The organism is Parafilimonas terrae (genome assembly GCF_900115755.1).
Taxonomy (GTDB): Bacteria; Bacteroidota; Bacteroidia; order Chitinophagales; family Chitinophagaceae; genus Parafilimonas; species Parafilimonas terrae.
The window spans coordinates 98110-120847 of record NZ_FOXQ01000008.1 but is presented as its reverse complement, the minus strand read 5'-3'; the positions used below and the strand labels follow the sequence as shown (position 1 = coordinate 120847).

At 37.6% G+C, this 22738-nt stretch carries 22 protein-coding genes; 7 read left to right on the top strand and 15 right to left on the bottom strand.

From position 1 onward, the window contains the following. The first annotated feature begins 142 nt into the window (after positions 1 to 142). Together BM015_RS13880 and BM015_RS13875 are read left to right on the top strand one after the other, a co-directional pair. Positions 143 to 2539: a T9SS type A sorting domain-containing protein gene (locus tag BM015_RS13880; protein ID WP_090659507.1), complete on the top strand. Its 2397-nt coding sequence runs from the start codon at positions 143 to 145 to the stop codon at positions 2537 to 2539. Between the two features lie 155 nt (positions 2540 to 2694). Beyond that, positions 2695 to 2985, top strand: coding sequence for a hypothetical protein (locus BM015_RS13875; RefSeq protein ID WP_090659504.1), 291 nt, complete (start codon positions 2695 to 2697; stop codon positions 2983 to 2985). Positions 2986 to 3636: 651 nt separating this feature from the next. Here BM015_RS13875 and rplI read toward each other — a convergent pair. From rplI to BM015_RS13825, 9 genes are all read right to left on the bottom strand, one after another. Further along, positions 3637 to 4083, bottom strand: coding sequence for a 50S ribosomal protein L9 (gene rplI / locus BM015_RS13865; RefSeq protein WP_090659501.1), 447 nt, complete (start codon positions 4081 to 4083; stop codon positions 3637 to 3639). A 38-nt stretch (positions 4084 to 4121) separates the two neighbouring features. Beyond that, on the bottom strand, positions 4122 to 4388 hold the full coding sequence (gene rpsR, locus BM015_RS13860; RefSeq protein WP_090659498.1) for a 30S ribosomal protein S18: 267 nt from the start codon (positions 4386 to 4388) through the stop codon (positions 4122 to 4124). Positions 4389 to 4391: 3 nt separating this feature from the next. Next, entirely contained in the window at positions 4392 to 4745 is a 354-nt protein-coding gene (gene rpsF, locus BM015_RS13855) for a 30S ribosomal protein S6 (protein ID WP_090659495.1), read from the bottom strand. Positions 4746 to 4885: 140 nt separating this feature from the next. After that, on the bottom strand, positions 4886 to 5422 hold the full coding sequence (locus BM015_RS13850; protein WP_177191909.1) for a YceI family protein: 537 nt from the start codon (positions 5420 to 5422) through the stop codon (positions 4886 to 4888). Between the two features lie 160 nt (positions 5423 to 5582). Beyond that, a complete protein-coding gene (locus BM015_RS13845) occupies positions 5583 to 6692 on the bottom strand; it encodes a C1 family peptidase (protein ID WP_090659489.1) in 1110 nt (369 codons plus the stop codon). 104 nt (positions 6693 to 6796) lie between these two features. After that, positions 6797 to 7927 (bottom strand): NAD(P)/FAD-dependent oxidoreductase, encoded by a 1131-nt coding sequence (locus tag BM015_RS13840; protein WP_090659485.1) that lies wholly within the window; start codon positions 7925 to 7927, stop codon positions 6797 to 6799. Next, on the bottom strand, positions 7917 to 8624 hold the full coding sequence (locus BM015_RS13835) for a methyltransferase domain-containing protein (protein WP_245751422.1): 708 nt from the start codon (positions 8622 to 8624) through the stop codon (positions 7917 to 7919). Before BM015_RS13835 ends, BM015_RS13840 begins: the two co-directional genes overlap by 11 nt. Beyond that, positions 8609 to 9697, bottom strand: coding sequence for a type III polyketide synthase (locus tag BM015_RS13830; RefSeq protein ID WP_090659482.1), 1089 nt, complete (start codon positions 9695 to 9697; stop codon positions 8609 to 8611). Before BM015_RS13830 ends, BM015_RS13835 begins: the two co-directional genes overlap by 16 nt. Beyond that, positions 9694 to 10554: a UbiA family prenyltransferase gene (locus BM015_RS13825; RefSeq protein ID WP_245751420.1), complete on the bottom strand. Its 861-nt coding sequence runs from the start codon at positions 10552 to 10554 to the stop codon at positions 9694 to 9696. The genes BM015_RS13830 and BM015_RS13825 overlap by 4 nt, the downstream gene beginning before the upstream one ends. Positions 10555 to 10696: 142 nt before the next feature. Between BM015_RS13825 and era the strand changes: the two genes are divergently transcribed. Genes era through bioA form a run of 3 tightly spaced genes read left to right on the top strand, consistent with a single transcriptional unit; the run spans position 10697 to position 14232 of the window. Further along, positions 10697 to 11569: a GTPase Era gene (era, locus tag BM015_RS13820; protein ID WP_090659770.1), complete on the top strand. Its 873-nt coding sequence runs from the start codon at positions 10697 to 10699 to the stop codon at positions 11567 to 11569. Positions 11570 to 11587: 18 nt separating this feature from the next. Next, a complete protein-coding gene (der, locus tag BM015_RS13815) occupies positions 11588 to 12901 on the top strand; it encodes a ribosome biogenesis GTPase Der (protein WP_090659476.1) in 1314 nt (437 codons plus the stop codon). Between the two features lie 53 nt (positions 12902 to 12954). Further along, the gene (gene bioA, locus BM015_RS13810) at positions 12955 to 14232 is read left to right on the top strand and encodes an adenosylmethionine--8-amino-7-oxononanoate transaminase (protein WP_090659473.1); all 1278 of its coding nucleotides are present in this window, start codon (positions 12955 to 12957) and stop codon (positions 14230 to 14232) included. A 12-nt stretch (positions 14233 to 14244) separates the two neighbouring features. On the opposite strand, the gene BM015_RS13805 is transcribed toward bioA, so the two are convergent. From BM015_RS13805 to BM015_RS13775, 6 genes are all read right to left on the bottom strand, one after another. Beyond that, entirely contained in the window at positions 14245 to 14757 is a 513-nt protein-coding gene (locus tag BM015_RS13805; RefSeq protein ID WP_090659470.1) for an SRPBCC family protein, read from the bottom strand. A gap of 62 nt (positions 14758 to 14819) precedes the next feature. Beyond that, a complete protein-coding gene (locus tag BM015_RS13800) occupies positions 14820 to 16574 on the bottom strand; it encodes a sodium:solute symporter family protein (protein ID WP_090659467.1) in 1755 nt (584 codons plus the stop codon). Positions 16575 to 16868: 294 nt separating this feature from the next. Continuing rightward, complete coding sequence (locus BM015_RS13790; protein ID WP_090659462.1) at positions 16869 to 17369, bottom strand: thioredoxin family protein; 501 nt, start codon at positions 17367 to 17369, stop codon at positions 16869 to 16871. A gap of 48 nt (positions 17370 to 17417) precedes the next feature. Continuing rightward, positions 17418 to 18536, bottom strand: a complete 1119-nt coding sequence (locus BM015_RS13785; protein ID WP_090659459.1) for a hybrid sensor histidine kinase/response regulator — start codon at positions 18534 to 18536, stop codon at positions 17418 to 17420. A gap of 26 nt (positions 18537 to 18562) precedes the next feature. After that, positions 18563 to 20716 (bottom strand): sensor histidine kinase, encoded by a 2154-nt coding sequence (locus tag BM015_RS13780; RefSeq protein ID WP_090659454.1) that lies wholly within the window; start codon positions 20714 to 20716, stop codon positions 18563 to 18565. Positions 20717 to 20822: 106 nt separating this feature from the next. Further along, complete coding sequence (locus BM015_RS13775; RefSeq protein ID WP_090659451.1) at positions 20823 to 21554, bottom strand: hypothetical protein; 732 nt, start codon at positions 21552 to 21554, stop codon at positions 20823 to 20825. A gap of 176 nt (positions 21555 to 21730) precedes the next feature. Here BM015_RS13775 and BM015_RS13770 point away from each other — a divergent pair, with 176 nt between their 5' ends. Together BM015_RS13770 and trxA are read left to right on the top strand one after the other, a co-directional pair. Next, positions 21731 to 22195 carry a response regulator gene (locus BM015_RS13770; protein WP_090659447.1) on the top strand — a complete coding sequence of 155 codons (465 nt, stop codon included), beginning with the start codon at positions 21731 to 21733 and terminating at the stop codon, positions 22193 to 22195. 129 nt (positions 22196 to 22324) lie between these two features. Next, entirely contained in the window at positions 22325 to 22642 is a 318-nt protein-coding gene (trxA, locus tag BM015_RS13765; RefSeq protein ID WP_090659444.1) for a thioredoxin, read from the top strand. The last annotated feature ends 96 nt before the right edge of the window (positions 22643 to 22738 follow it).

The following is a 22738-nucleotide window of genomic DNA, read 5'->3' as shown; positions in this document are numbered from 1 at the left end:
AATGTGCACCAAGGCGTTCCATGAGGCCATTGAAGAAACAAATATGCACGAAATGAAACGCCTATTGTAAAATGTTTTTCATACACAGGAGAATGTGTACCAGGGCGTTCCATGAGGCCATTGAAGAAACAAATATGCACGAATGAAATATACCAAACAACTTTTCGTGAGCATTCTGCTGCTGCTGCTTGCAACTGCTTTTTCAACTGCCCATGCCCAGCTTTATAAGATTGAGCTTGCAGATAAAATAAAAAAAGCCTCGCACATTGTTGAAGGAAAAGTTACAGAACAGTATTCATTCTGGAACGATGAACACACCGTTATTTATACTTCAAACAAAATACATGTTTATAAACTTTTTAAAGGCCAGGTTATTGATAAAGAGATTGAGGTATTAACGCTTGGCGGCACTGTAGGTAACAGGTGCCTTAAAGTGAGTGACGTTTTGCAATTGGATAAAGGCAAAACAGGTATGTTCTTTCTGTATGAGCATGCGGGCAAACTGCGTTCACCCCAAACAAAAAATATACTATTTGATGTTTACAGCAGTTCCCAGGGGTTTTTGCAATACGATAAAGCACGAAAAAAAGCATTTGCCCCTTTTGCTGCTTACGATAATATTCAGCAAACACTTTATAAACTAATAAGCCAATATACAGGCGCAAGAGAAAAAATAATTGACAATAGTTTTTCAAACATTGCGCCCCGGGACGAAGTAACCGGACCTGTTATAAGCAATGGCACAACCGCAGTTGCCATAACCTCTTTTTCACCAACTACTGTACACGGCGGAGCAATAAATGATGCGACCAATAACATTCTAACAATTAATGGCTCAGGCTTTGGCAACAACCCTTCCGGCAGTGCGGCAATTAATTTTAAAGATGCCAATAATGATAACACTACCCCTGATTATGAAATTGCCTACAACTCTCCTTATATTATTTCGTGGACTGACACACAGATAAAATTGCATGTGCCGGATCGCGCCGGTACCGGCAAATTTTCGGTAGTTGTTACTGATGGCTCTACCGCAACAAGCGCCGGGCCTTTAGAAGTTTTCTTTTCTGTTATTGATGCGCTTTTTCAAAACGATAATGATGATTACGTAATAAAAGAACCAAGATTAATGAACACCAATGGCAGCGGAGGTTATACAATTTTCTACAGCACAAGCACTGCAGGCAAAGGCATTAACTTTTCCCAATCGCCTGCCAAGGCAGCTTTTGAACGCGCTCTTGCAACCTGGAAAGAAGTGGCAGGCGTTAATATTATTTCCGGCAATACAACTACTTATCAGAAAGTTGCAGATGATAGCCTGAACCTGGTAGTTTTTGATAACACCAATTCAGGTGTGGCACACATGGCAGATGGTGTTTTGGAATCCACTTTTAGCTGGTTTTCAGCCTGCCAGCAAAACGGGCAAATACTGATTGCCCAGAAAACAGGCTTTGATATTGTATTAAGAAATGAAGCTGTTTCCACAGGCGATGAACTTTCTATTGAAAACGGGCCATGTTTTCCCGCACAAAGTTCTTATGACCTGGAAATGATCATCCTGCACGAACTTGGCCATGCGCTAAATCTTTCGCACATAAATGATGATTTTGAAAATGGCGGCGGCGGATATGTAACAGTCAATCCATCAAAGCTTATGCATTATGCTATACTGGATTATGTAGGAAGAAGGTCACCCGATGCTTCCGCCTACCAGGGTGTTTTGTATGACATAACGCCTCAGCACAATACGTATGGTAATTGCGGATTGTATGCCCAGGAAATGGCGCCCTTATCCGTTACGGCGCTCACCACAGATGAATGCCCTTCCTCTTTTCCTTCTTCTCCCATAGCAGCCAACACTACCCTAAGTTTTGACCTTGTGCACGCTACCAGCAATAAATTAAAAGATCCCTCATTCAGGCAAGTTATGTGCGACGGCACAGGCACTTCAGTTACCAATAATGTGTACTATGCTTTTTCAACCGGCACGGAAACGGAAGTAAAAATTGATATAAGCGATTATACTACGGTGCCTGCTGAATTAAGCTCATGCGCAGGACAAGGTATCAGGCTTGCGTTATATGATGTGCAAACCTGTCCTGAAGGACAATCTTATCCATCTCCTGTTTTTTGCCAGGCATTTAATACAGATGGAAAAATTAATATTACCGGGCTTGAGAAGAACCATAAATATCTTCTGTATTTCGATGGAATAAGAAATACAAAAGCCACATTCTATGCCACTTTCAATGCAAATGGTTCAAATCCCGGCATTGAAACCACAGTTAGTGTTACGCCAAATCCGGTTATGAACGGATCTGCAAATATTACCATCACAAATACTACAGGTGCATATTACCAGTATGGGTTGTTTGATGCTATGGGCAGACAGGTTTTAACCGGCAGGTTAGATGTAACTTCACCTACCCAAACTTTTAGTATCACAATAAAAAACGCTTCCGCCGGTGTTTATTTTTTACGGATTACAGACGAGAAAGGAAAGACTGTAATTAAAAAGAAGGTTATCAAGTACAATTAATCTAAGCTAAGTGTGTCTTGTCAATTAGTGATAGTGAGGTATTTACAATTAACTATTCACTCTGCCCGCCTGGCAGCCATAATATCAAAAATTAATATTGGAAAGGGTAATCTAATATTAATTTGCATTATCATTTAATGTAAATTCTAATCAATATGAAAAGGGCTGCAGACAAACCTGTACATCCAAAAAGAGAATTCAGAAAAGAACTTGCCGCTAAACTTGCACCTGTGCTGGGCGAATTGAAAGGTTTAATAAATGAAGAAGAATTTCAGAACAGGCTAAAGAAAGCGGTCAAAATGCTTACGCAGGGTTTGCATGGAAAAGATTTTTTGAAGCAGGCAAAGCCTGTTGAAGAAAAAATAAAACAAGCGCCTTTACAAATAAAAACTGTTCATAAAAAAGCAAAGGCTTTAAAGAAAGCTGCGGTTAAGAAAAAAGCCTGATTATTTAGGTTATAAATTTAGACAATTTATGAGTTGTGCGTCATTTTTGGCAACCCTTTAAATGGACGATAGATTATCAAATAAAAGCCTTAACACTTGCGACGAATGCAACAGCAAATATTACTCGGACACTTCTCAAATGAGTAACCTTTGTCCTGAGTGCGCTCACATTTTATATGGCTGCAGAAATTGTGAACATCAATTTGAAAATGGAAGGTGTATCTTTTGTTTTTGGAATGGTAACACAACTGGCTACATCAATAAACTAAAAGGCAAAAGACTTGACAAAAGCAAGAGAATATTAAACATTGTCGAGTTTCTACAAAACAAATATGGCGCGGCAAATATTCTTATAACTGACTGTTGTATATTGACACAACATTTAAAATTAGATAAGTAAAACAAAGCCACAACAAAAGGTAAAAAACTGGCGACAGTTCGCGACATCAACTTTTATCTCGCTATTCAGCTCTTGTTATCTGCACAACGTTATAAATTTGGCGACATCAATAACAATGAACTTTTAATTATAAATTAAGCAATGGTTCAGGCTAGACGAATTTCAAATGCCTGTTCTTCGCCAAGCCTTGGCTGATATAAATAAAAAAGCCGGCTCAATTATGAACCGGCTTTTTATATAAGTTTAACAGGTTACTCTCCTATCACTTCAAACTCAACTTCTGTATTGTTACCATTACCAAAGTCGATAGTTGCTTTGTAGGTGCCAAGCTCTTTCACTTCATCAGGAAGTGTAATGCGCTTGCGGTCAATTTCATAACCTTTCTGGTCGCGGATAGCGCGGGCAATTTGTAAGGAAGTTACACTGCCGAATATTTTTCCGCTGGTGCCGGTTTTAGCGCCAATTTTAATTGGAGATTCTTTAAGCACCGTAATCACCTTGTTTATTTCAGCCAGCATTGCCGCTTCTTTTTTAGCCTGAACTTTCATGCGCTCATCCAGTTGCTTTTTATTGGCAGCATTAGCTTCAACGGCAAATTTGCCCGGAATAAGATAGTTGCGCGCATAACCGTTCTTTACGTTTACCAGTTCATTAGCAGCGCCAAGATTATCTATATCCTGTATTAATATTACCTGCATTTTAATTAGCTTTTAGCCTTCAGCTTTCAGCTTTCAGCTTATTTTAATAAATCAGTTACATACGGTATCAGCGCCATCTGGCGTGCTTTTTTTATTGCATCGCTTACTTTACGCTGATATTTTAAAGAATTACCTGTTAAACGGCGGGGCAATATTTTTCCCTGGTCGTTCACAAATTTTTTCAGGAATTCAACATCCTTGTAATCTATATACTTAATACCATATTTCTTAAAGCGGCAGAATTTCTTCTTGGGCTTTTCCGTCTTTATGGCGGTAAGGTATTTTATCTCGTTTGCTTTTGCCATAAATTAACCCTCCACTTTTTCAATTCCTGTAGGTACGCCACTTCTCTTTTTTGCATTGTACTCAACGGCGTATTTGTCGAGTGCAGTTACGAGGTGACGAAGCACCTGTTCGTCACGTAAAAGCTGAATTTTCAACTTTTCATTGAAGCTGGATGGCGCACTGTATTCCAGAACCCAGTAAATGCCTGTGGTTTTTTTCTGGATAGGATACGCCAGTGATTTTAGGCCCCAGGGATTGCTGTGCACAACACTTCCTTCGTTTTCTGTAACGAAATCAGCATACTTTTTCTGAACGGCTTTAAATTCATCGTCAGAAAGCACAGGGGTAAAAATCACCATCAATTCATAATTGTTCATTACCCTGATTGTTTTAATTAATAAATAAATTTTGGGCGGCGAAGGTAAGAAAGAAAGCTGAATTGCAAAACTGATTCTATAAAAGCTTAACAGTTATGTGTTTGTAAGCCCGGCGAATTCATAACGATAAGTTGGCATTATTATTCCTTCACTGCAGAAACTTTAAGGCTCACATCCACATTACTGCCCATAACGGCACTGCTTCCGCCAACGCCAAAATCTTTACGGTTAATGTTGAACTCACCTGAAAATATAATCTCATCTGCGCTTCGGTTTACAGTAAAGGGAATTGATATTGACTTGGTTACAGCTTTTATCGTCAAATTCCCTTTAGCAATATAACTGTTCCCGTTTTTTTCTATAGAAGACGATACAAACCTGATTAGCGGGTATTTCGCAACATCAAAATATTCTTCTCTTCTGAGATGGTTATCTCTACCATCTACACCGGTATTGATAGTATTTACGTCAACAGTAACATTAAAAGAAGACGCCGAAAGATTGGCCGGGTCGAATTTTATTGTTCCCTTCAAACCATTTAACGTGCCATTGGTATTAATACCAAAATTCTTAATTGTGAATTTCACTTCACTTTGTTCATCAACCGGTTTATATTGCTGAGCATTTAGCGTAAAAAATCCTGTCAATAAAACTATTGCTGTAAATACTGCTTTCATTCGTGCAATTTTTTTCAGTTGTCTCATGAAACATCGCCATGTATTTTTACCCGGGTGAGAAAATTATCATACACGTTTCATTAAGCCCTGTTATACTTTGATGCGATTAATTCCTAAAGATTATCAACAAAAACTAAAAATTATAAATAAGGGTTGCCGCTTAATTCATTACGAGCTTTTTAAGCTCATTAGCCGGCAAAGCCTTTTTATTCACAATTACCGAAATGGTATTAATGGCAAAATATGGAATGCTCACATAGATATAACCTTTGTAAGGCCCTACTTCTCCCCATGAATTCTTCACTATAAAATATTCAGCACCATGCTCATCTTTTGCAATACCGGTTATCTGCATTAAGTGGTCGTCCTGTGTTATTTGTTTGTCAAATAAATCCTGTCTTATTTGCTGCGTATAACCCGGCTCATTAAACGATAAAAATGCGGCAGCATCATCGGCATTGGTCGTCCATTTGGCAATACCCGTTTTCTGGCGAAAGCCAATATTGCTTACATCCGCATCCCAGGTTAAAGTGTAGCCTTTTTTAATGGCTTCTTTTGTGGCATTTATTAATTCATCCAATGGAAGATTATAATAAGCATTGCTGTTATAATTATCCGGAACTTCCATTGCAAATTCTGTATAAAAAGGATGATGTGTGAAAGAAGTGAGGCCAATAAAATCAGAAGGTTTTTCTGTTATGTATGCGGCTGCAAAACTTGCAGGCGTGAAATGCTTCCCCTTGTAATCAAATGCAGCAGGTGGCTGGCCAAGATAGCTATTCAATATTTTAATAAAGCCATCTTTCCAGTTTGCGGGTATTGAATCGGTATTCGCGGCCAGTACACTGTCAAGATAATCTTTTAACTGGCCAGCCATTTTATAATTATGCGCCATGATGGTGTCGCCGCCAATGCCCGGATAAACTTCCTGTGGCATTGCACCAAAATTAGCAATGGCATTCAGCATATCCTGTCCAAGGCCTCCTTCTGTGAAACGGGTATTACCACGGCGGCGGATATATTTCACCGCTTTATCAATGTATAAATTATAAACGGTATAAGTTTCAGATAAATCAAGTTCCGGTTGTTTGTTCATCAACAAGTCGCTTTCTGTCATGGCTGTTGAAGAATAACACCAACATGTACCGGAATGCCCCTGGTTTTTTACAGGCGTTGCGGCATTATTTTTTATAACTGTGAATTGTTTTGTCTGTGCATGCACAACTGTAGCAGCAAGCATAAAACTGAAAGCAAAAAATATCTTTCTCATTGATGTAAATTAAGTGTTGCTTCAAATGTTGGTTTCGACAAAAATAATATGGCAGGTGTTAATACTTTGCTATGCTTATAACATATAAATTAAAAACAGCTATTTTAAAACGGCTTGCCATGCGTGGCACGTATAAGGTTCCTGCCAAGAAAAGGCAGGCCATGCAACAGTTTTAAAACAACAGAAGTTGAATTATTTCCCATACATCTTTGCACCATTCTTCCGGTAGCAAGCCTTAAAGCAAATTGTTTTTTCCATGCTGACGTATAATTTGTTTCCATCTCAAATCTTGAAATTCTTCCTTTTAAAAAATCATTCATTTCGGCAAACGCAAGTTTGGATGCATGTATAGCCATACTCATGCCATTACCGCATAAGGGCGTTATCATGCCGGCAGCATCGCCCAACATTAAGATATGATTTTCAATTTGCTTTTTTTTATCAAAACTTATCTGCGAAATGGTAAGCGGCGCATCATACAAAAATTCTGCTTCGGTAAACAGTTTTTTTAAACCAGGGTTTTTATATAAAACCTGTTCCTGCATTTTTTGAATTGAATTAGCACTGGCAGAAAGGTTTTTTGCAGTGGTTAAATAACATAAACAATATTTATCATCTTCAATGGCTGATATGCCGCAATAACCGTTTTTAAAATTGTGCAAGGCAATATGATCTTTTTCAAACCCGGTACGTACATGGTACTTCACGCCAATATAATTATTGAGTTTATCTGGTTTTCTTTCAACAAAAGAACGCTTCCATTTTACATCAAGGTTACTGCGTTTTCCATAAGTACCAGCAACAATTTTTGCTGTAACTTCTCTTTTGTTTGATTGAATAATATGATTGTTTTGATTGAAGCTTATATCAGTTACTTTTTCTTCTGTAAAAACAGTAACGCCTGCTTTTAAAGCAAGCTGGTAAAGCATGTTATCAATCGTATAACGACTGATTCCAAAACCGCCGGGATCAAGTTTAAAATCATACAACCTTCCGTTTACATCGCTTACCTGCAAATTCTTTATTTCAGGCAAATTCATATCGGCTAAAGGCAAACCCAGCAGTATTAAAAAATCATAGCTTTCGTAACTTATATATTCACCACAAACTTTATGAAAAGGATACTTTTCTTTCTCAAACAATACAACCGAATAACCTGCATCGGCAGCCAGCAGAGAAAGGCAGAGGCCTGCCATCCCGCCACCGGCAATCCCTATATCATAATCATTTGCCATGCTTAAAAATGATAAGATAACGAAACGCCCATTTCCATTTGATAGTATAATTTTTTATACCGGCTTTATTAAAAATGTTTATCCATTCCTTTTTATGAAAACCGCGTGCCACACTTAGCGGCGCATCATTTTTTACAAGATAAGAAGATGAAAAAAGTTGAGTAATAATTTTTATGGAATGATAGGCAAACCAGTTGCGTTGCAAGTCATTTATAAAAAAACCAATCGTTGAATTTTGCTGCATAAACTTAAGCTGTTCTATTAAGTCTTTATCGCTGAAATGATGACAGAATAAACTCGAAAAAATTATATCAGGCTTTGATGTAAGTTTTACAGTTTTATAATCCTGTGCCAGCCAAACCGCATTGACTATTGCATATTTTTTTTTAGCCGCTTCAATACATTCGGCTTTTATATCAATACCTGTGCAACTGAACTGAACATTATTTTTCTTGCACCATTTATATAATTGATAAAGATTGTTGCCATCACCACAGCCTATTTCGCAAACATGAACTTTCTTTCTATGGCTTAATAATTTTCTAAACCCGTTTATCGTAATTGCGTGACCACCAAGCGAGGCATTAATGGTATTTATTTCCTGCATGTTCCGTTGTATATCTTCAAACGGGATATCATCTCCATCCAATAATTCTTTATTATATGAACGGTAACGCAGGTTTATTGTTTGGTGCATAAGAATGTTTCCATAGTTAAGCCAGGGCCAAATGCGGTGCCCATAATATTTGCAGGTTTGTCATCAAGATTTTCCAAAATCTCTTTCAATACAAATAAAACTGTGGGTGAAGACATATTCCCAAACCGGCTTAAAATATCTTTTGAAAAACGCAGGTCATCTTTATCCAAATTCAATTGCCTTTGAATGGCATTTAATATTTTTTTGCCGCCGGGATGGGTGCACCAATGTGTTATATCTTTTACTGATAAACCATAATGCTGAACAGCTTCCTCAACCAGCAGGGCAATATCCTGTTCAATTAAATCGGGAATATAACTGCTGAGCGTAATAATAAAGCCACGATGGCTTAGCTCCCACGCCATATCCTTTTTTCCCTTATAAGCCACTTTGGAATAAAAATTACTTAACTGTAATTTTCTTTCAGATTGAATTTTATTTGAAATCAAAACGGCTGCGCTGCCATCAGCAAAAATGATAGAACTTGAAGCGTTATCAGGCGAGTATTCTTTTTGAAAATGGATAGAACATATTTCTGTTGCAACAATCAATACGTTTGAATTGGGCGTACTGTCGCAAATAAGTTTGGCAAGTTTTAAAGCATGCACGGCGCCATAACAGCCCATAAAGTTTACAGATGTTCTGAATACCTGCGGCTGCATATCCATCGCTTCTGCAATTTGCAAATCAAGGCCGGGCGCACTCATGCCTGTGCAGCTAACGGTAATAAGATGTGTTATATCAGCAGGCAGCACATTTTTCTTTAAACAATCATTTATTGCTGCTATGGAAAGCGGCAATGCTTCGCGGTTATAGATTTTCATCCGCTCATCAAGATTAGGCAAAGGTTCATCCTGCGATAATGGTATAAAATTCCAATATTTTTCATCGGGTTGTGTGTAATCAGCGAGTACAGTATATCGTGTTTCAATTTCACTTTGCCTGTACATAAATGCAAGCCTGCGTGCTTCCTTATCATCCAGCCCATAAATTTTTTGCATCATGGGTATTACATCCCGCTGATTAAAGCTGTGCTGTGGCACTGCCGTTCCTATCGAAATAATTTCAATCAAAGCTGGTTTAATATTAATATAGTGATGAATGCCATGTTAGTGCAGGCCGATGCAATTTTATTCATGCGCATGGTATGTTTAAAATCTGCACAGGCAGCATTTTTATTTACTTGTAAAAACCATACCGTAAAATAAATAGCCACCGGGATAAAGAATATAAATAGAATAAAAAACAATAATAATTTATTTACAGAAAGGAAATAAATAAACAAGATTAAAAAAGCCAATGCGTATATAATGCCGCAAAAAATAAATGTTCCCGTTTCTCCAAGCAGCATGCTTATGGTTTCCACATCATCATTCCTGTCTTCTTTATGCTGATAAATTTGCGTGATTGGATAGAACCCTCCTATTAATAATGTTGCACAAATGCCGCCAGCCCATGGCACTACAGTATCAGCGTCATTATTTGCAGCATTAAATACGGTAAAAAAAATAAGTGCACCCTGGTTAAGAATTACAATAAGATAACCAGCAAGCGCATATTTTTTTAATCGTATTCGCCTGTAACTATACAATCTTGAAAACATGATATAAGTGAAAATGCATGCTGCAGTAAGTGGTGAAATAAAAAACGATAATAATACCGCCGCAACATCCATTATAACTGTAAAAACAAATAACTGGTTGGTTGGCTGCAAAGGGTTTTTTATGCCGCCAATGCTCGTTGTATCCTTGTCCATATAACTGTTATAGCCATTGCTGGCAGGATATACCAGTAAATGAATTATGAAAAACAGCAATACAGTATCAGGTACATTAATTTTTTCAACGAACGATAAAGCAAACCAAAAAACCGGCATTAAAAAGAACGAAAAAGGGATACGCAGAAGTTGTATGGTGGATTTCTGTACCAAGATCAGCAGGTTTAAATTTAAAATTAATGGTTATCACTTTACTTCAAAAATTAAACCTTGTTTTTATATACCGGTGAAATGCCAGGCATTACTTCAGGCGCCATCAGCTTATATTTGCCGTTTCATTTTCCTGAAAATAAACATGAAAGCAGGTTTTGTAAATATTTTCGGTAAGCCCAATGCGGGCAAAAGCACGTTGCTGAATGCATTGGTTGGCGAAAAAATGGCCATTGTTTCCAGCAAGGTGCAAACTACAAGGCATCGCATAAAAGCTTTTCTTACAAAGCCCGGCGAATACCAGGTAATTTTTTCCGATACACCCGGCATCATCGAACCGAAATATAAATTGCATGAACGTATGATGCAAAGCGTAAAAAGCGCTTTGGAAGATGCAGACATTGCATTGTTAATTGCTGATGCAACAAAAAATGTGGATGAAGCAAAAGAAATCTTTCAAAGCCTTCGTTTAAAAGTCCCATCCATACTTGTACTAAATAAAGTGGATAAATTAAAGCCGGCACAGATTGAAGCGGCAATTGAAAATTTCAGGCAATCCTCATCATCCTATAAAAAAATAATCCCGGTTTCAGCTTTAAAGCAAGACAATCTTAATGCGCTTTTATCAGCCATTATTGAATTATTGCCTGAAGGCGAATCTTTTTATGATGAAGATGAACTAACGGATTTGCCAACCAAATTTTTTGTAAGTGAAATCATCCGCGAAAAAGTATATGAATTATTTACAGAAGAAATTCCGTATCAGACAGCCGTTATTATTAATGAATTCAAAGAAAAAGAATCCTTAATAAAAATTCAGGCAGATATAATTGTGCAACGCGAAAGCCAGAAAGCCATTTTATTGGGTGAAGGCGGAAAGATGATTAAAAAGCTTGGCACTTTGGCAAGAACAGAAATTGAAAGCTTTCTTCAGCAAAAGATATTTTTGCAACTCTTTATTAAGGTAAAACCTAAATGGAGAGATAATGATTTTAAATTGAGGGAATACGGATATTAACAGCTAAAGCTAAAAATAATGGGTTTTACAGTAGCAATAACAGGAAGGCCAAATGTTGGCAAAAGCACGTTGTTCAACCGTTTGCTTGAACAACGCAAAGCCATTGTAGATAATGTAAGCGGCGTTACCCGCGACAGGCAATATGGCGTTGCCGACTGGAACGGAAAAAATTTTAATGTAATAGACACGGGCGGTTTTGTGCCCGACAGTGAAGATATTTTTGAAACTGAAATACGCAAGCAGGTTAAGATAGCCATTGAAGAAGCCAATGCTGTTATTTTTATGACCGATGTTTCAACCGGCATAACAACGCTGGATGAAAGCATGGCGGAGATACTGCGCAGATCTACCAAGCCTGTTTTTCTTGTCGTGAATAAAGTTGATAATTCGGAACGGCAATTGGATGCTACGGAATTTTACAGCCTTGGTTTTGACAATATTTTTTTTCTCAGCAGCATGAGCGGCAGCGGCACCGGCGAGCTGCTGGATGCCATAACGGAATTAATTCCGGAAGAAGAAGCTGAAGCTGCAACGGCAGATAATGAATTGCCGCGTTTTGCCATAATCGGCCAGCCAAATGTTGGTAAATCATCTTTATTGAATGCGCTGGTTGGTAAGGAAAGAACAATTGTTAGTGATATTGCCGGCACAACAAGAGACACTATTCACACACATTATAATCTTTTCCAGAAAGATTTTATACTCATTGATACAGCCGGTTTGCGCAAGAAGAATAAAGAAAAAGATGACCTTGAATTTTATTCTGTTATCCGCGCTGTAAACGCCATGGACGAAGCGGATGTTTGCATCCTGGTACTTGATGCGGAAAAAGGCATTACGGCGCAGGACGTAAATATTTTTTCGCTGGCTGCAAGAAAGGGAAAGGGTATTGTATTGCTGGTAAATAAATGGGACCTGGTTGAAAAATCAACCAATACGGCAAGGGATTATGAAAAGCAACTAAAAGAAAAGATTGCGCCTTTTACCGATGTGCCTGTTTTATTTATTTCTGCCAAAGAAAAAACACGCATTTTCCAGGCGATGGAAACAGCATTAAAAGTATATGACAGCCGTAAGCGCCGCATTGCTACCAGCAAATTAAATGATGTTATGCTTAAAGCCGTTGCGGCGCACCATGCACCGGTTGTGCGGGGCAATTCGGTTAAAATAAAATACATCATGCAACTGCCAACGGCTGTGCCGTCATTTGCATTCTTCACCAATTATCCGGATGATATAAAAACGCCTTACAAGAACTATCTTGAAAATCAACTGCGGGCTTCTTTCGATTTTAAAGGTGTGCCTGTTAGAATATTTTTTAGAAAGAAATAAGTTGCCGGCCGGCCCGCTGTCGCAACCGGCAGCCCATTTACTACCTTTGCCGCATGAACTTAATTGAACGCGACAGGAAGTATATATGGCATCCGTTTACGCCTCAAAAAAATATGAATGCGCCGGTTGCCATTACCAAAGCAAAAGACAGTTATTTATTTGATGAAAATGGCAACGCTTACATTGATGCCATTAGCAGCTGGTGGGTTAATATTCATGGCCATTCAAATGAATATATCGCCCAAAAAATTTATGACCAGGCTTTGCAACTGGAGCACATCATTTTTGCCGGCTTTACACATGAACCGGCTGTTAAGCTGGCTGAAAGATTATTGAAAATACTTCCTGGTAATTTTTCCAAAATATTTTATAGCGACGATGGCTCTACTTCAACGGAAGTGGCAATAAAAATGTCGATTCAATATTGGTGGAATGTTCGGTCAACGGTCAACGGTCAACGGTCAACGACTAAAAATAAATTGCTTGCTTTTAAAAACAGCTATCATGGCGATACATTCGGCTCAATGAGCGTGAGCGACCGCAGCGTTTTTACATTGGCGTTTCATGATATATTGCTCGATGTAATTTTTATTGATACACCTGATGAAAATAATATCAGTTCAATAAAGGAAGAAATAGCAAAACACGAGAATTCAATTGCAGCATTTATTTACGAACCTTTGGTGCAGGGCGCGGGTGGCATTAAAATGTATGATGCAGTGCTGCTGGATGAACTGCTTTATTTTATACAGCAAAAAAATATTATTTGCATTGCAGACGAAGTAATGACCGGCTTTGGCAGAACGGGTAAAATGTTTGCCAGTGAGTACATGCAAACAAAGCCTGATATTATTTGTTTGAGCAAAGGCATAACCGGTGGTGTTATGGCGCTTGGTGTTACGACCTGTTCAGAAAAAATTTATAATGCATATATAACCGATGATGCACGAAAAACCTTTTTTCACGGGCATTCGTTTACAGCAAACCCGTTAGCTTGTACAGCTGCAAACGCAAGCCTTGACCTGTTTGAAAAAAATAATGTGCTGGCACAAATAGAAAATATCAGTGCGCAAAACATTGCATTTGCAGCACAATTGAAACAATTGAATGGTATTAAAAATGTGCGGGCACTCGGTACTATACTCGCATTTGAAATTGCTCAGGGTGATGATGTTTACCTGAACAATATAAGCCAGGTTGTAACCGCAAAGGCTTTGGAGAAAGGCGTTTATATCCGGCCGCTTGGTAATACGGTTTATATAATGCCGCCTTACTGTATTACGAATGAAGAGCTTGAAAAAGTGTATGCGGTGCTTACAGAAATTTTGTAGAATTAATAATCGCTATGGATTAGTTCCTTCGCAAACCCTTTTCAGTTTAGCAAGACTTACTTCCATAGACGGGCCAAAAACTTTATCGTGCAGCATGGCACTTAACCTTTCCCACGGATACCATTTAAGCTTTTGTTGAAAACTCCAGTTGATTAATGTGTTACCGTTTGAGTTATTGGTTAATTCCAGGTAATTCAGTTGTTCGCCGCCACTGCTTCCTTTCCAAAAAGTGGTGATATGTTTTGGATCGATGGAAATTATGGTAATGGTAAAAGAGCCAAGTGCAATTTTAGAATCTTTATCAGTTGCAGAGCTGGTGAGTTGTTTGAAGTAAGTTGTATCAGCGCCATTGATCCAATATTTCCAATGAGCAATATTATTGGTGTAATACTGAATGGTATCAGCGGGCGCATTTATCTCAACAGAGCGAAAAACAGTTACGGAAGAAGGCATTAATAAACCCATAAGCGTGAGCAGTATAAATAATATTAAAAGGCCTCCAAAAACAATTTTTATATAACGCATAAAAAATTAAAGCTGCAAAAGTAGCAGCGAATGCTTGTGTTGATTCTTTAATAAAACATAAATTATTTGACCAATGATGAAGGCGGTGGTAAAATGCGCTGCACCAAAAAACTTATGCATAAAACGGCCACAGCACCAACTACATTGAGCCAGAGAAAGCCCAGGCCAATTATATTATTGTTATCAAGTATAAATAAAATAACAACAATTATTTCCGATATAACCGATGACCAGAACACCGCCGTACCTTTTATTTTTTTGCAATAAAACGCTACGAGAAAAATACCGAGTATAACGCCATAGAACAGTGAGCCAAGCACATTCACCGCTTCAATTAAACTGCCCATGCGGTTAGCAAATTCCGCTATCACGATACAAAAAACTCCCCACCCAAAAGTTAGCCATTTTGAAATGCGGTAGCGTTTTTCATCTTCATAATCTGATCTTTCCGGATGCAGATGATGCTTTTTTAAACGCATGTAAAAATCTATCATCGTGCAACTTGCCAGTGAGTTTAATGCTGCTGCAATTGAACCCCATGAAGCCAGGAAAATGATTGCGATTAATAAACCAACAAGGCCTTTAGGTAAGTTATCTGTAACAAACCGCAGAAAAATATAATTGGTATCATTGGTATCTGCAGTTGGGTCTGCTTTTGATAAAACTGTTTTATAATTACTGCGTAGTTCATTAGCCTGCGTGTTCAGTTCCTGCAATTGCAGTTTCAAATCAGTTGCAGTTGCTTCATCATTTTTATTTAAGGCTTTAGCATAACCTGCTGCTGTATTTTTTTGCCTGGTATTTACATCGTTAAATGCTGACGATATTGCTTTAAGTGAATCATTATAAGGCGCAGCATAAGTTTTTGTTTCCGCTGTTTTATTAAAAAAAACAGGCGATGGCTGAAACTGATAAAACACAAATAACAATGCACCTAATAACAAGATCAAAAACTGCATGGGCACTTTTACCAGGCCATTCATCAACAAACTCAGTTTGCTTTGCGTATTATTTTTAGCGGTAAGATATCGTCCTACCTGGCTGTGATCCGTTCCAAAATAACTGAGCGCTAAAAAGAAGCCGCCTATTACACCGCTAATAATGTTGTATTTATCTTTCCAAACAAAACCATTGCCTTCTTCAAAGCCTGTTGTTATTACATTCAGTTTTCCCGACGCGCCGCTTATTTTTAAAGCATCTGTAAATCCAATATTTTGCGGCAGCAGGTGCACGATATAATAGCCTGCAATGCACATGGCCGTTATAATAATTATTAGTTGCAGTTGCTGGGTATAGGCAACGGCTTTGGCGCCGCCGCTTACTGTATAGATTATAAGAATACCGCCCATTAAAATGTTGGTATAAAAAATATTCCATCCAAATAAGGAAGACAAAATAATAGAAGGCGCATATACGCTTATGCCTGTGGAGAAACCGCGGGAAAGCAAAAACAATGCGGCTGTAAAAGTTCTTGTTTTTAAATCGAACCGCTGCTCTAAAAATTCGTAAGGTGTAAATACTTTCAGCTTTGAAAAAACGGGCACGAAGGTTATGCATAAAATCACCATCGCTATGGGAAGCCCGAAATAATATTGTACAAAACGCATCCCGTCTGTAAACGCCTGGCCGGGTGCGGAAAGAAAGGTAATGGCGCTTGCCTGCGTGCCCATTATGCTAAGCAACACAAGCCACCAGGGCATACTGCGGTTATTTAAAAAATATCCTTCAAGGTTGCGGCTGGTGCGGCTTTTATACAAGCCATACACAACTATTAACAGCAGTGTAGCAATGAGTACTATCCAGTCGGCACTACTCATGAAAAATAATGTGTAAACCAGGTAAAGAAAATAATAAGCAATACCAGCACAACTATTACCAAAATATACCAGGAGCGCCAGCTTTTAAATAATGGTATTTGAGGTTTTGTTTGCATGGCGGTTAAATTACGGGTAAATATAAAGGAAGTTATATTTTTTATGTACCGGCAATTGGTACGTTGTTGCAGCACGATTGTACAATTTATTCCGATGACTACCGGAACTCCTTCAACCATATATTTTATAGCAACTATAAACGCATGAGGAAGCAATAATGCCAGCAAGCTGCATATATTATTTCACAGGCTGCTTCCCGCTTCTTTTCAATGCTTCGTTGGCAAAGTTCAGCAACACATCAGAAGGCAGGTAGCCTGCCGTTATTAATACAGGTTTCCCTGAAGCATCGGCAATAATCAATGTAGGGTAGCCTTCAATAGCATATTTTTCTGCAAGGCCCGGCCCCACTCCTTTTTCACCATCAACAGAAACATTTATAAAATTCTTATTGAAAAACTCACCCACTTTGGCGTCTGTAAAAGTGTATTGTTTCAGCATTTTGCAAGGTCCGCACCATGTGGCATAAATATCAAGAAACACAAGTTTATTTTGAGATTGTGCAGTTTTTAAAGCTTTATCCCAATCCTGTTCTATAAATGTTATGCCGCCATCTTTTTTAACTGCCACTTCTTTTACTGAAGAATATTTTATTTCACCGCTAAAAATACCTGGTGAAACAAAGCTGGTTGTAACCAATCCAACTGCGGCAAGCAGAATATAAAGTAATGCTGATTTCATTTCAATAATAATTCAGCGAAATAAAAATTAAATTTTCAGAATAAAAAGCTAATTCGATTCCTGGTCTTCCTTCTTCTTTTTGAAGTTTGGAATCATAATATGGAATGTTGTGCCTACACTATAAGCTGATGCTACAGAAATATCACCACCAATTCTTGAAAGTGCTTCCTTTACAATATACAACCCAATGCCAAGCCCGTTTACATGCGTGGTACTGCGGAAAAACATTTTGAATATATTATTTAAATGTTCTTCTACTATCCCTATACCGTTATCTGCTATTTCTATCTGGGCTTTATATTCATCAACTTTAATGTTAACCTCAACTTTGGGGGCTTCGGTGCTTGGTTTTGAATATTTAACCGCATTGGAAAGAAGGTTATCCATAATAATGGATACACGGAAGGGATCATTAAAAAACACCACTTGCTGGTCAACATTCAGTACGAATTCTACAGATGGCTTTTGCATGCGGCATATGGCAATCGTTTCTGAAAGCATGCTCTCAAAATCTATTTCCGCATATTCATCTTCTACCCTGATGCTTTTATAATACTCTATTATTTTCTGGATAAAGGCATCCATTTTATTGACGCATGTTTCTATCATTCCCAAATAATTATTGGGATCATCAACAGAATTTTCCATGCGGGCAAGGTTTATAATGCCCATGGCAGAAGCAAGAGGTGAACGCAAATCGTGCGATGTGCTGTAAACAAAACGGTTTAATTCATCGTTTGTTTTTTGAAGTTCACTTACCTTTCTTTTTAACTGCAACCTTGTTGTGTATAATTCGAAAGCATTTTGAACCGCATTTTGCAATTCAAATTCATCCCAGGGCTTTTTTATGTAGCGGAATATCTCACCTTCATTAATGGCATTGATAATAGCTTCAGCATCTGTATAACCGGTTAGCAAAATACGAACGGGGTCCGGGAAGGCTTTGCGGATAACCTGGAAAAATTCCACACCTGTTGATTGCGGCATCCGCTGATCGCATATAATTACCTGAATATCTTTTTCGTCGTTTAAAATGCTCATTCCTTCGGCAGAGGAAGATGCAATAAATATTTTGTATCTACGGCGAAAGCTTGCCTGGAATGCAAGCAAATTATTTAGTTCATCATCAATATACAGAACCCTGATTTTTTTATCTTCAGCAAACATAGTATGGTTTTTCACAGTTTTTAGGGTTAATCATCTCCCTTATATTTATGAGGTAAAGTTATTATAAATTCAGCACCGTTTCCGGGCGAAGAATTAATATTTATTTTTCCAAAATGCTTTTGAATAATTTTAAACACAATGGCCATGCCCAGCCCTGTTCCTTCACCAACATCTTTGGTTGTAAAAAATGGTTCAAAAATCCTGTGCTTTGTTGCTTCATCCATACCGGGCCCGGAATCTTTAATTGAGATTTCAATTTGACCATCGTTCGTATCTCTCGTTTTAATGGTAATTAATTCATCTCCTTTTACTGCTTTCTGCTTTATAGCCTGTATTGCATTGGTGATAATGTTCATAAAAACCTGGTTTAACTTTCCGGGGAAACATTCTATCACACCTTCGGCATTAAACTCCTTAACCACCTTTATATAGTAAGGAATAGTATTTTTAAGCAGCACGATTGTAGATAATATTCCATCGTGAACATTTACAGTTTTTAATGATGCTTCATCAATCCTGCTGAATGTGCGCAAGCCCCGCACAATTTCCGCCGTACGCTCTGCGCCTTCTTCAATGCCTGCTATCAGGTTTTCGATCTCACTTTGTACATAAGTGAGATCAATTTCGTCTTTTAGATTTTTTATTTTATCAAGATTGGATTTAAAATTAGTATCATCTTTTAACGAATGCAATTCGCCGTATGCATTTAATACTTCAAGCAAATCCTGGATGTCAAGCCTTAAGGGATTTATATTCGACTTAACGAAGTTAATAGGGTTATTTATTTCATGTGCAATGCCTGCTGTAAGCTGGCCCAATGATGCCATTTTTTCTGCTTCTACCAGTTGCGTTTGTGCATCTTTAAGGTTAATAAGCGCTTCATTTAAATGATGATTGGCGTTTTGCAATTCTGCCGTTCTTTTAGACACTTTTTCTTCCAGAATAATGTTCTGTTCGTTTACGAGGCGCTCATTTTTGCGGGACTGTTCCAGGGCTTCAGCCTGCGATTGGTCTTTTTCTTTTTTTAGCACGTTTATTTTATCAGCAAGCGCAATGGAAAGCAATACGGTTTCTATGGCAGAACCTATGTACAGAATGTAATTCGTAAAATAATTAGCGGGTAATATATCTGAATTTCTAAGGCTGAAAATAAGCAACCCTGTTAAAAACAATACCCACGAAACAGCATAAAACGTAGCGGGCCTGTAGCCTTTAAACATGATAATAAATGCGGCAACAATAGCCACGATACTTACCACCACCTGGAAAAAAACAATCATGTAATAACTGATTGAATTAAGGTGCATGAAGCTTGCTATAATTGATCCAAGCAAGGCAAATAATATTATAATAAATATCTTATGAATGAAGGGTGTATAAAGTTTTGTTCTTAAAAAATTCATAGAAAACAATACGCCTGATATGATAGCCATAGAGGAGGAAACAGGTACTGCGTAATAATTAATCCACGGATAATTCATCCACACATACTTAAACAAGAAACCAGCTAATGTAAACTGGGCAAAACCAAGAAAGAAAATATAAAGTATATAAAAAATGTAGCCTTTATCAACCGTTACAAAATAGAGAAAAAGGTTATAAAAAAATATAGCTAATAAAATACCGAAATAAGTAGTAATTATGTTTAGCTTTTTGTTTGCCTGTTCAATCACTTTACCATAAGAGCCCACATACATATCCAGCACTGCAGGGTGGGCGCTTTCAATATGGCCATAATAAGTAACAGCAGAATTTTGCTCCTGGCTTAAATTGGCTATATAATTTGGCAGCTCGCTTCTATTTTGTTGTTTTAATGCATTGCCGGCCATATAAATTTTAACAAGTGTACCGGCAGAATCTTTATACAGCGTTATAAGGGATGTGTTTGCATGATCGAGATTAAGATAAACATCACCTCCTGATTTATTAACTATGGAAAACCTGATCCATATATTCACATCCAGCGATGAAAACACAGGCATTTTTCGGGTACTGGTGTAAAATTCTTTTGCGTCAATTATATTACTGCTATTATACTTCTTATTGCTGTTGTTGAGTATTTCAAGAGACTCTCCTATTTTTTGAGCGTCCGTCCCCTTATTTAAAATAATGTCTCCCGCAAAAGTCTTTGTAACAATAAAAAGAAAAGCTATGCAAATGCAAACCTGCTTTATAGACATCGGTTTTTAAGATATTAAATATTACTGTAAACTGTAAAGAAAGCAATTATTCAGTAAGTATAAAAAGGTTCGTTAAAAAATAAAATATTTTCTTCTCCTCTTTTATTTATACAACATTAAATTCATTCTGTTTAATGCCTTTAACTTCAAGCTCATAATGCACCTTAACAGTTATGTTTTTAAACGGGGATTTTTCTTCGTGCACATTGGAAAGGTTTTCACGCATCCAGAACATTTTTACCCGTTCACGCGGATGGGCTTTGTTTAAAGTGAGCGGGTCTTCCAAAAAGATAATGGTTGCGAGCAAATCAATTTTGGGATAATAAAATGTGCCCTGGTTGCCCACTTCGGTAAATACCCTGGCGCCAATCCACTGGTTAAACCTTAATGTTACCGGCGAGCATAAACTAAACAGGGAACCTAAACCCAACTGGTTAAGAATAACAATAGAAGCCCTTGAAGGAAAATAGCTGCCTATGCCCAGGCCTGCCACTTCAATTGAATTCCATAAACCGCACAACTCTGCAGTACCCGTTTTTGAATAATGCTTTATGTAATCATAAATCTTAGGGTCCATATCGCCCGTAGCCGTTTCCAGCGGCAGGGGGTCAATGCCATTAGCAATATGAATACGGGCGCCGCCATATAATTTTTGCCTGTCAAGCGATTCTACTACAATAACAATAACTGAAGGGCTGTCTATCCATGCATTGGTTGAAGAGGTTACTTTTTGAATGCCGTGATTTTCCAATACTTTTTGATGCCCTAAAACAAACTTTATACATGTTTCTTTATCATCAGTGGCTCTAAAAGCCCTGATTCTTACTTCTGTTTCCATCAGAGAGTTAAAAGTTCAATTGCGAATATTAATTAATCGGTACTTATGTAAAAATTTTTTAAGCAGTAACTTCAGAATATTTACAATTACGCTATATTTTGCGATAATAAAAAAAATATCTTTTATTCAGTAACTTTATCCTTATTCCAATAATCCTTTTATAAAACCAAAGCAACATGAATGACAAAAAAATAAATTTATTGTACATAGATGACGAACCACATAATCTTATAGCATTCAAAGCTGCATTTCGGCGCGATTTCAATATATTTATTGCTGAGTCTGCTTCTGAAGCCCGCAAAATAATAGACGAAAACGACATTCACGTTATTTTAAGCGATCAACGCATGCCGGTAATAACGGGCATTGAATTTTTTGAATCAATTTTAGAAACACATCCCGAGCCTATTCGTATTTTAATTACCGGTTATACAGATATAAATGCCGTAATTGATGCCATTAACCGCGGGCAGGTTTACAAATATCTTACCAAGCCCTGGAATGAAAACGATATTCGCATTTTTGTAAGAACAGCCCACGAAGTTTTTATGTTGCGCAGGGAAAATGCAGAGCTTACACAAAAACTTATGGTGGCAAATGGAAAGCTGGAATTTTTAGCCCGCCAAAGCCTTCTTTCATAAAAACACTGCCGCACTGTCAGTTATTAACGGCATTTTAGTTGTTCACATGGCTTAATAAGTCATTAAGTTATTAAAATGATATTTGGGCTTATTTTTGTTCCCTATTAGCTCAACATAAAAACAAAATATATGGCACTTGAATTTACAGATACGAACTTTGAAACAGATGTTCTGAAGAGCGATAAATTAACTGTAGTTGATTTTTGGGCTGAATGGTGTGGCCCTTGCCGCGCTATCGGTCCCGTTATTGAAGAACTTTCAAAAGATTATGCAGGCAAGGTAAATATTGGAAAGGTAAATGTTGACCTTAACCCCAACATAAGCATGAACTACGGCATAACTTCTATTCCTGCAATATTATTTATTAAAGGAGGTAAAGTAGTTGACAAACAAATTGGTGCAGTTCCAAAATCTATACTGGATAAAAAAATACAGGCAAACCTGTAATTAAATTTCTTTTTTTATAAGAAAGGCTGCCGCAAGGCGGCCTTTCTTGTTTTAAATAATCTTGCAATAAGATAAAGATTTCGTTAACTTATTTTA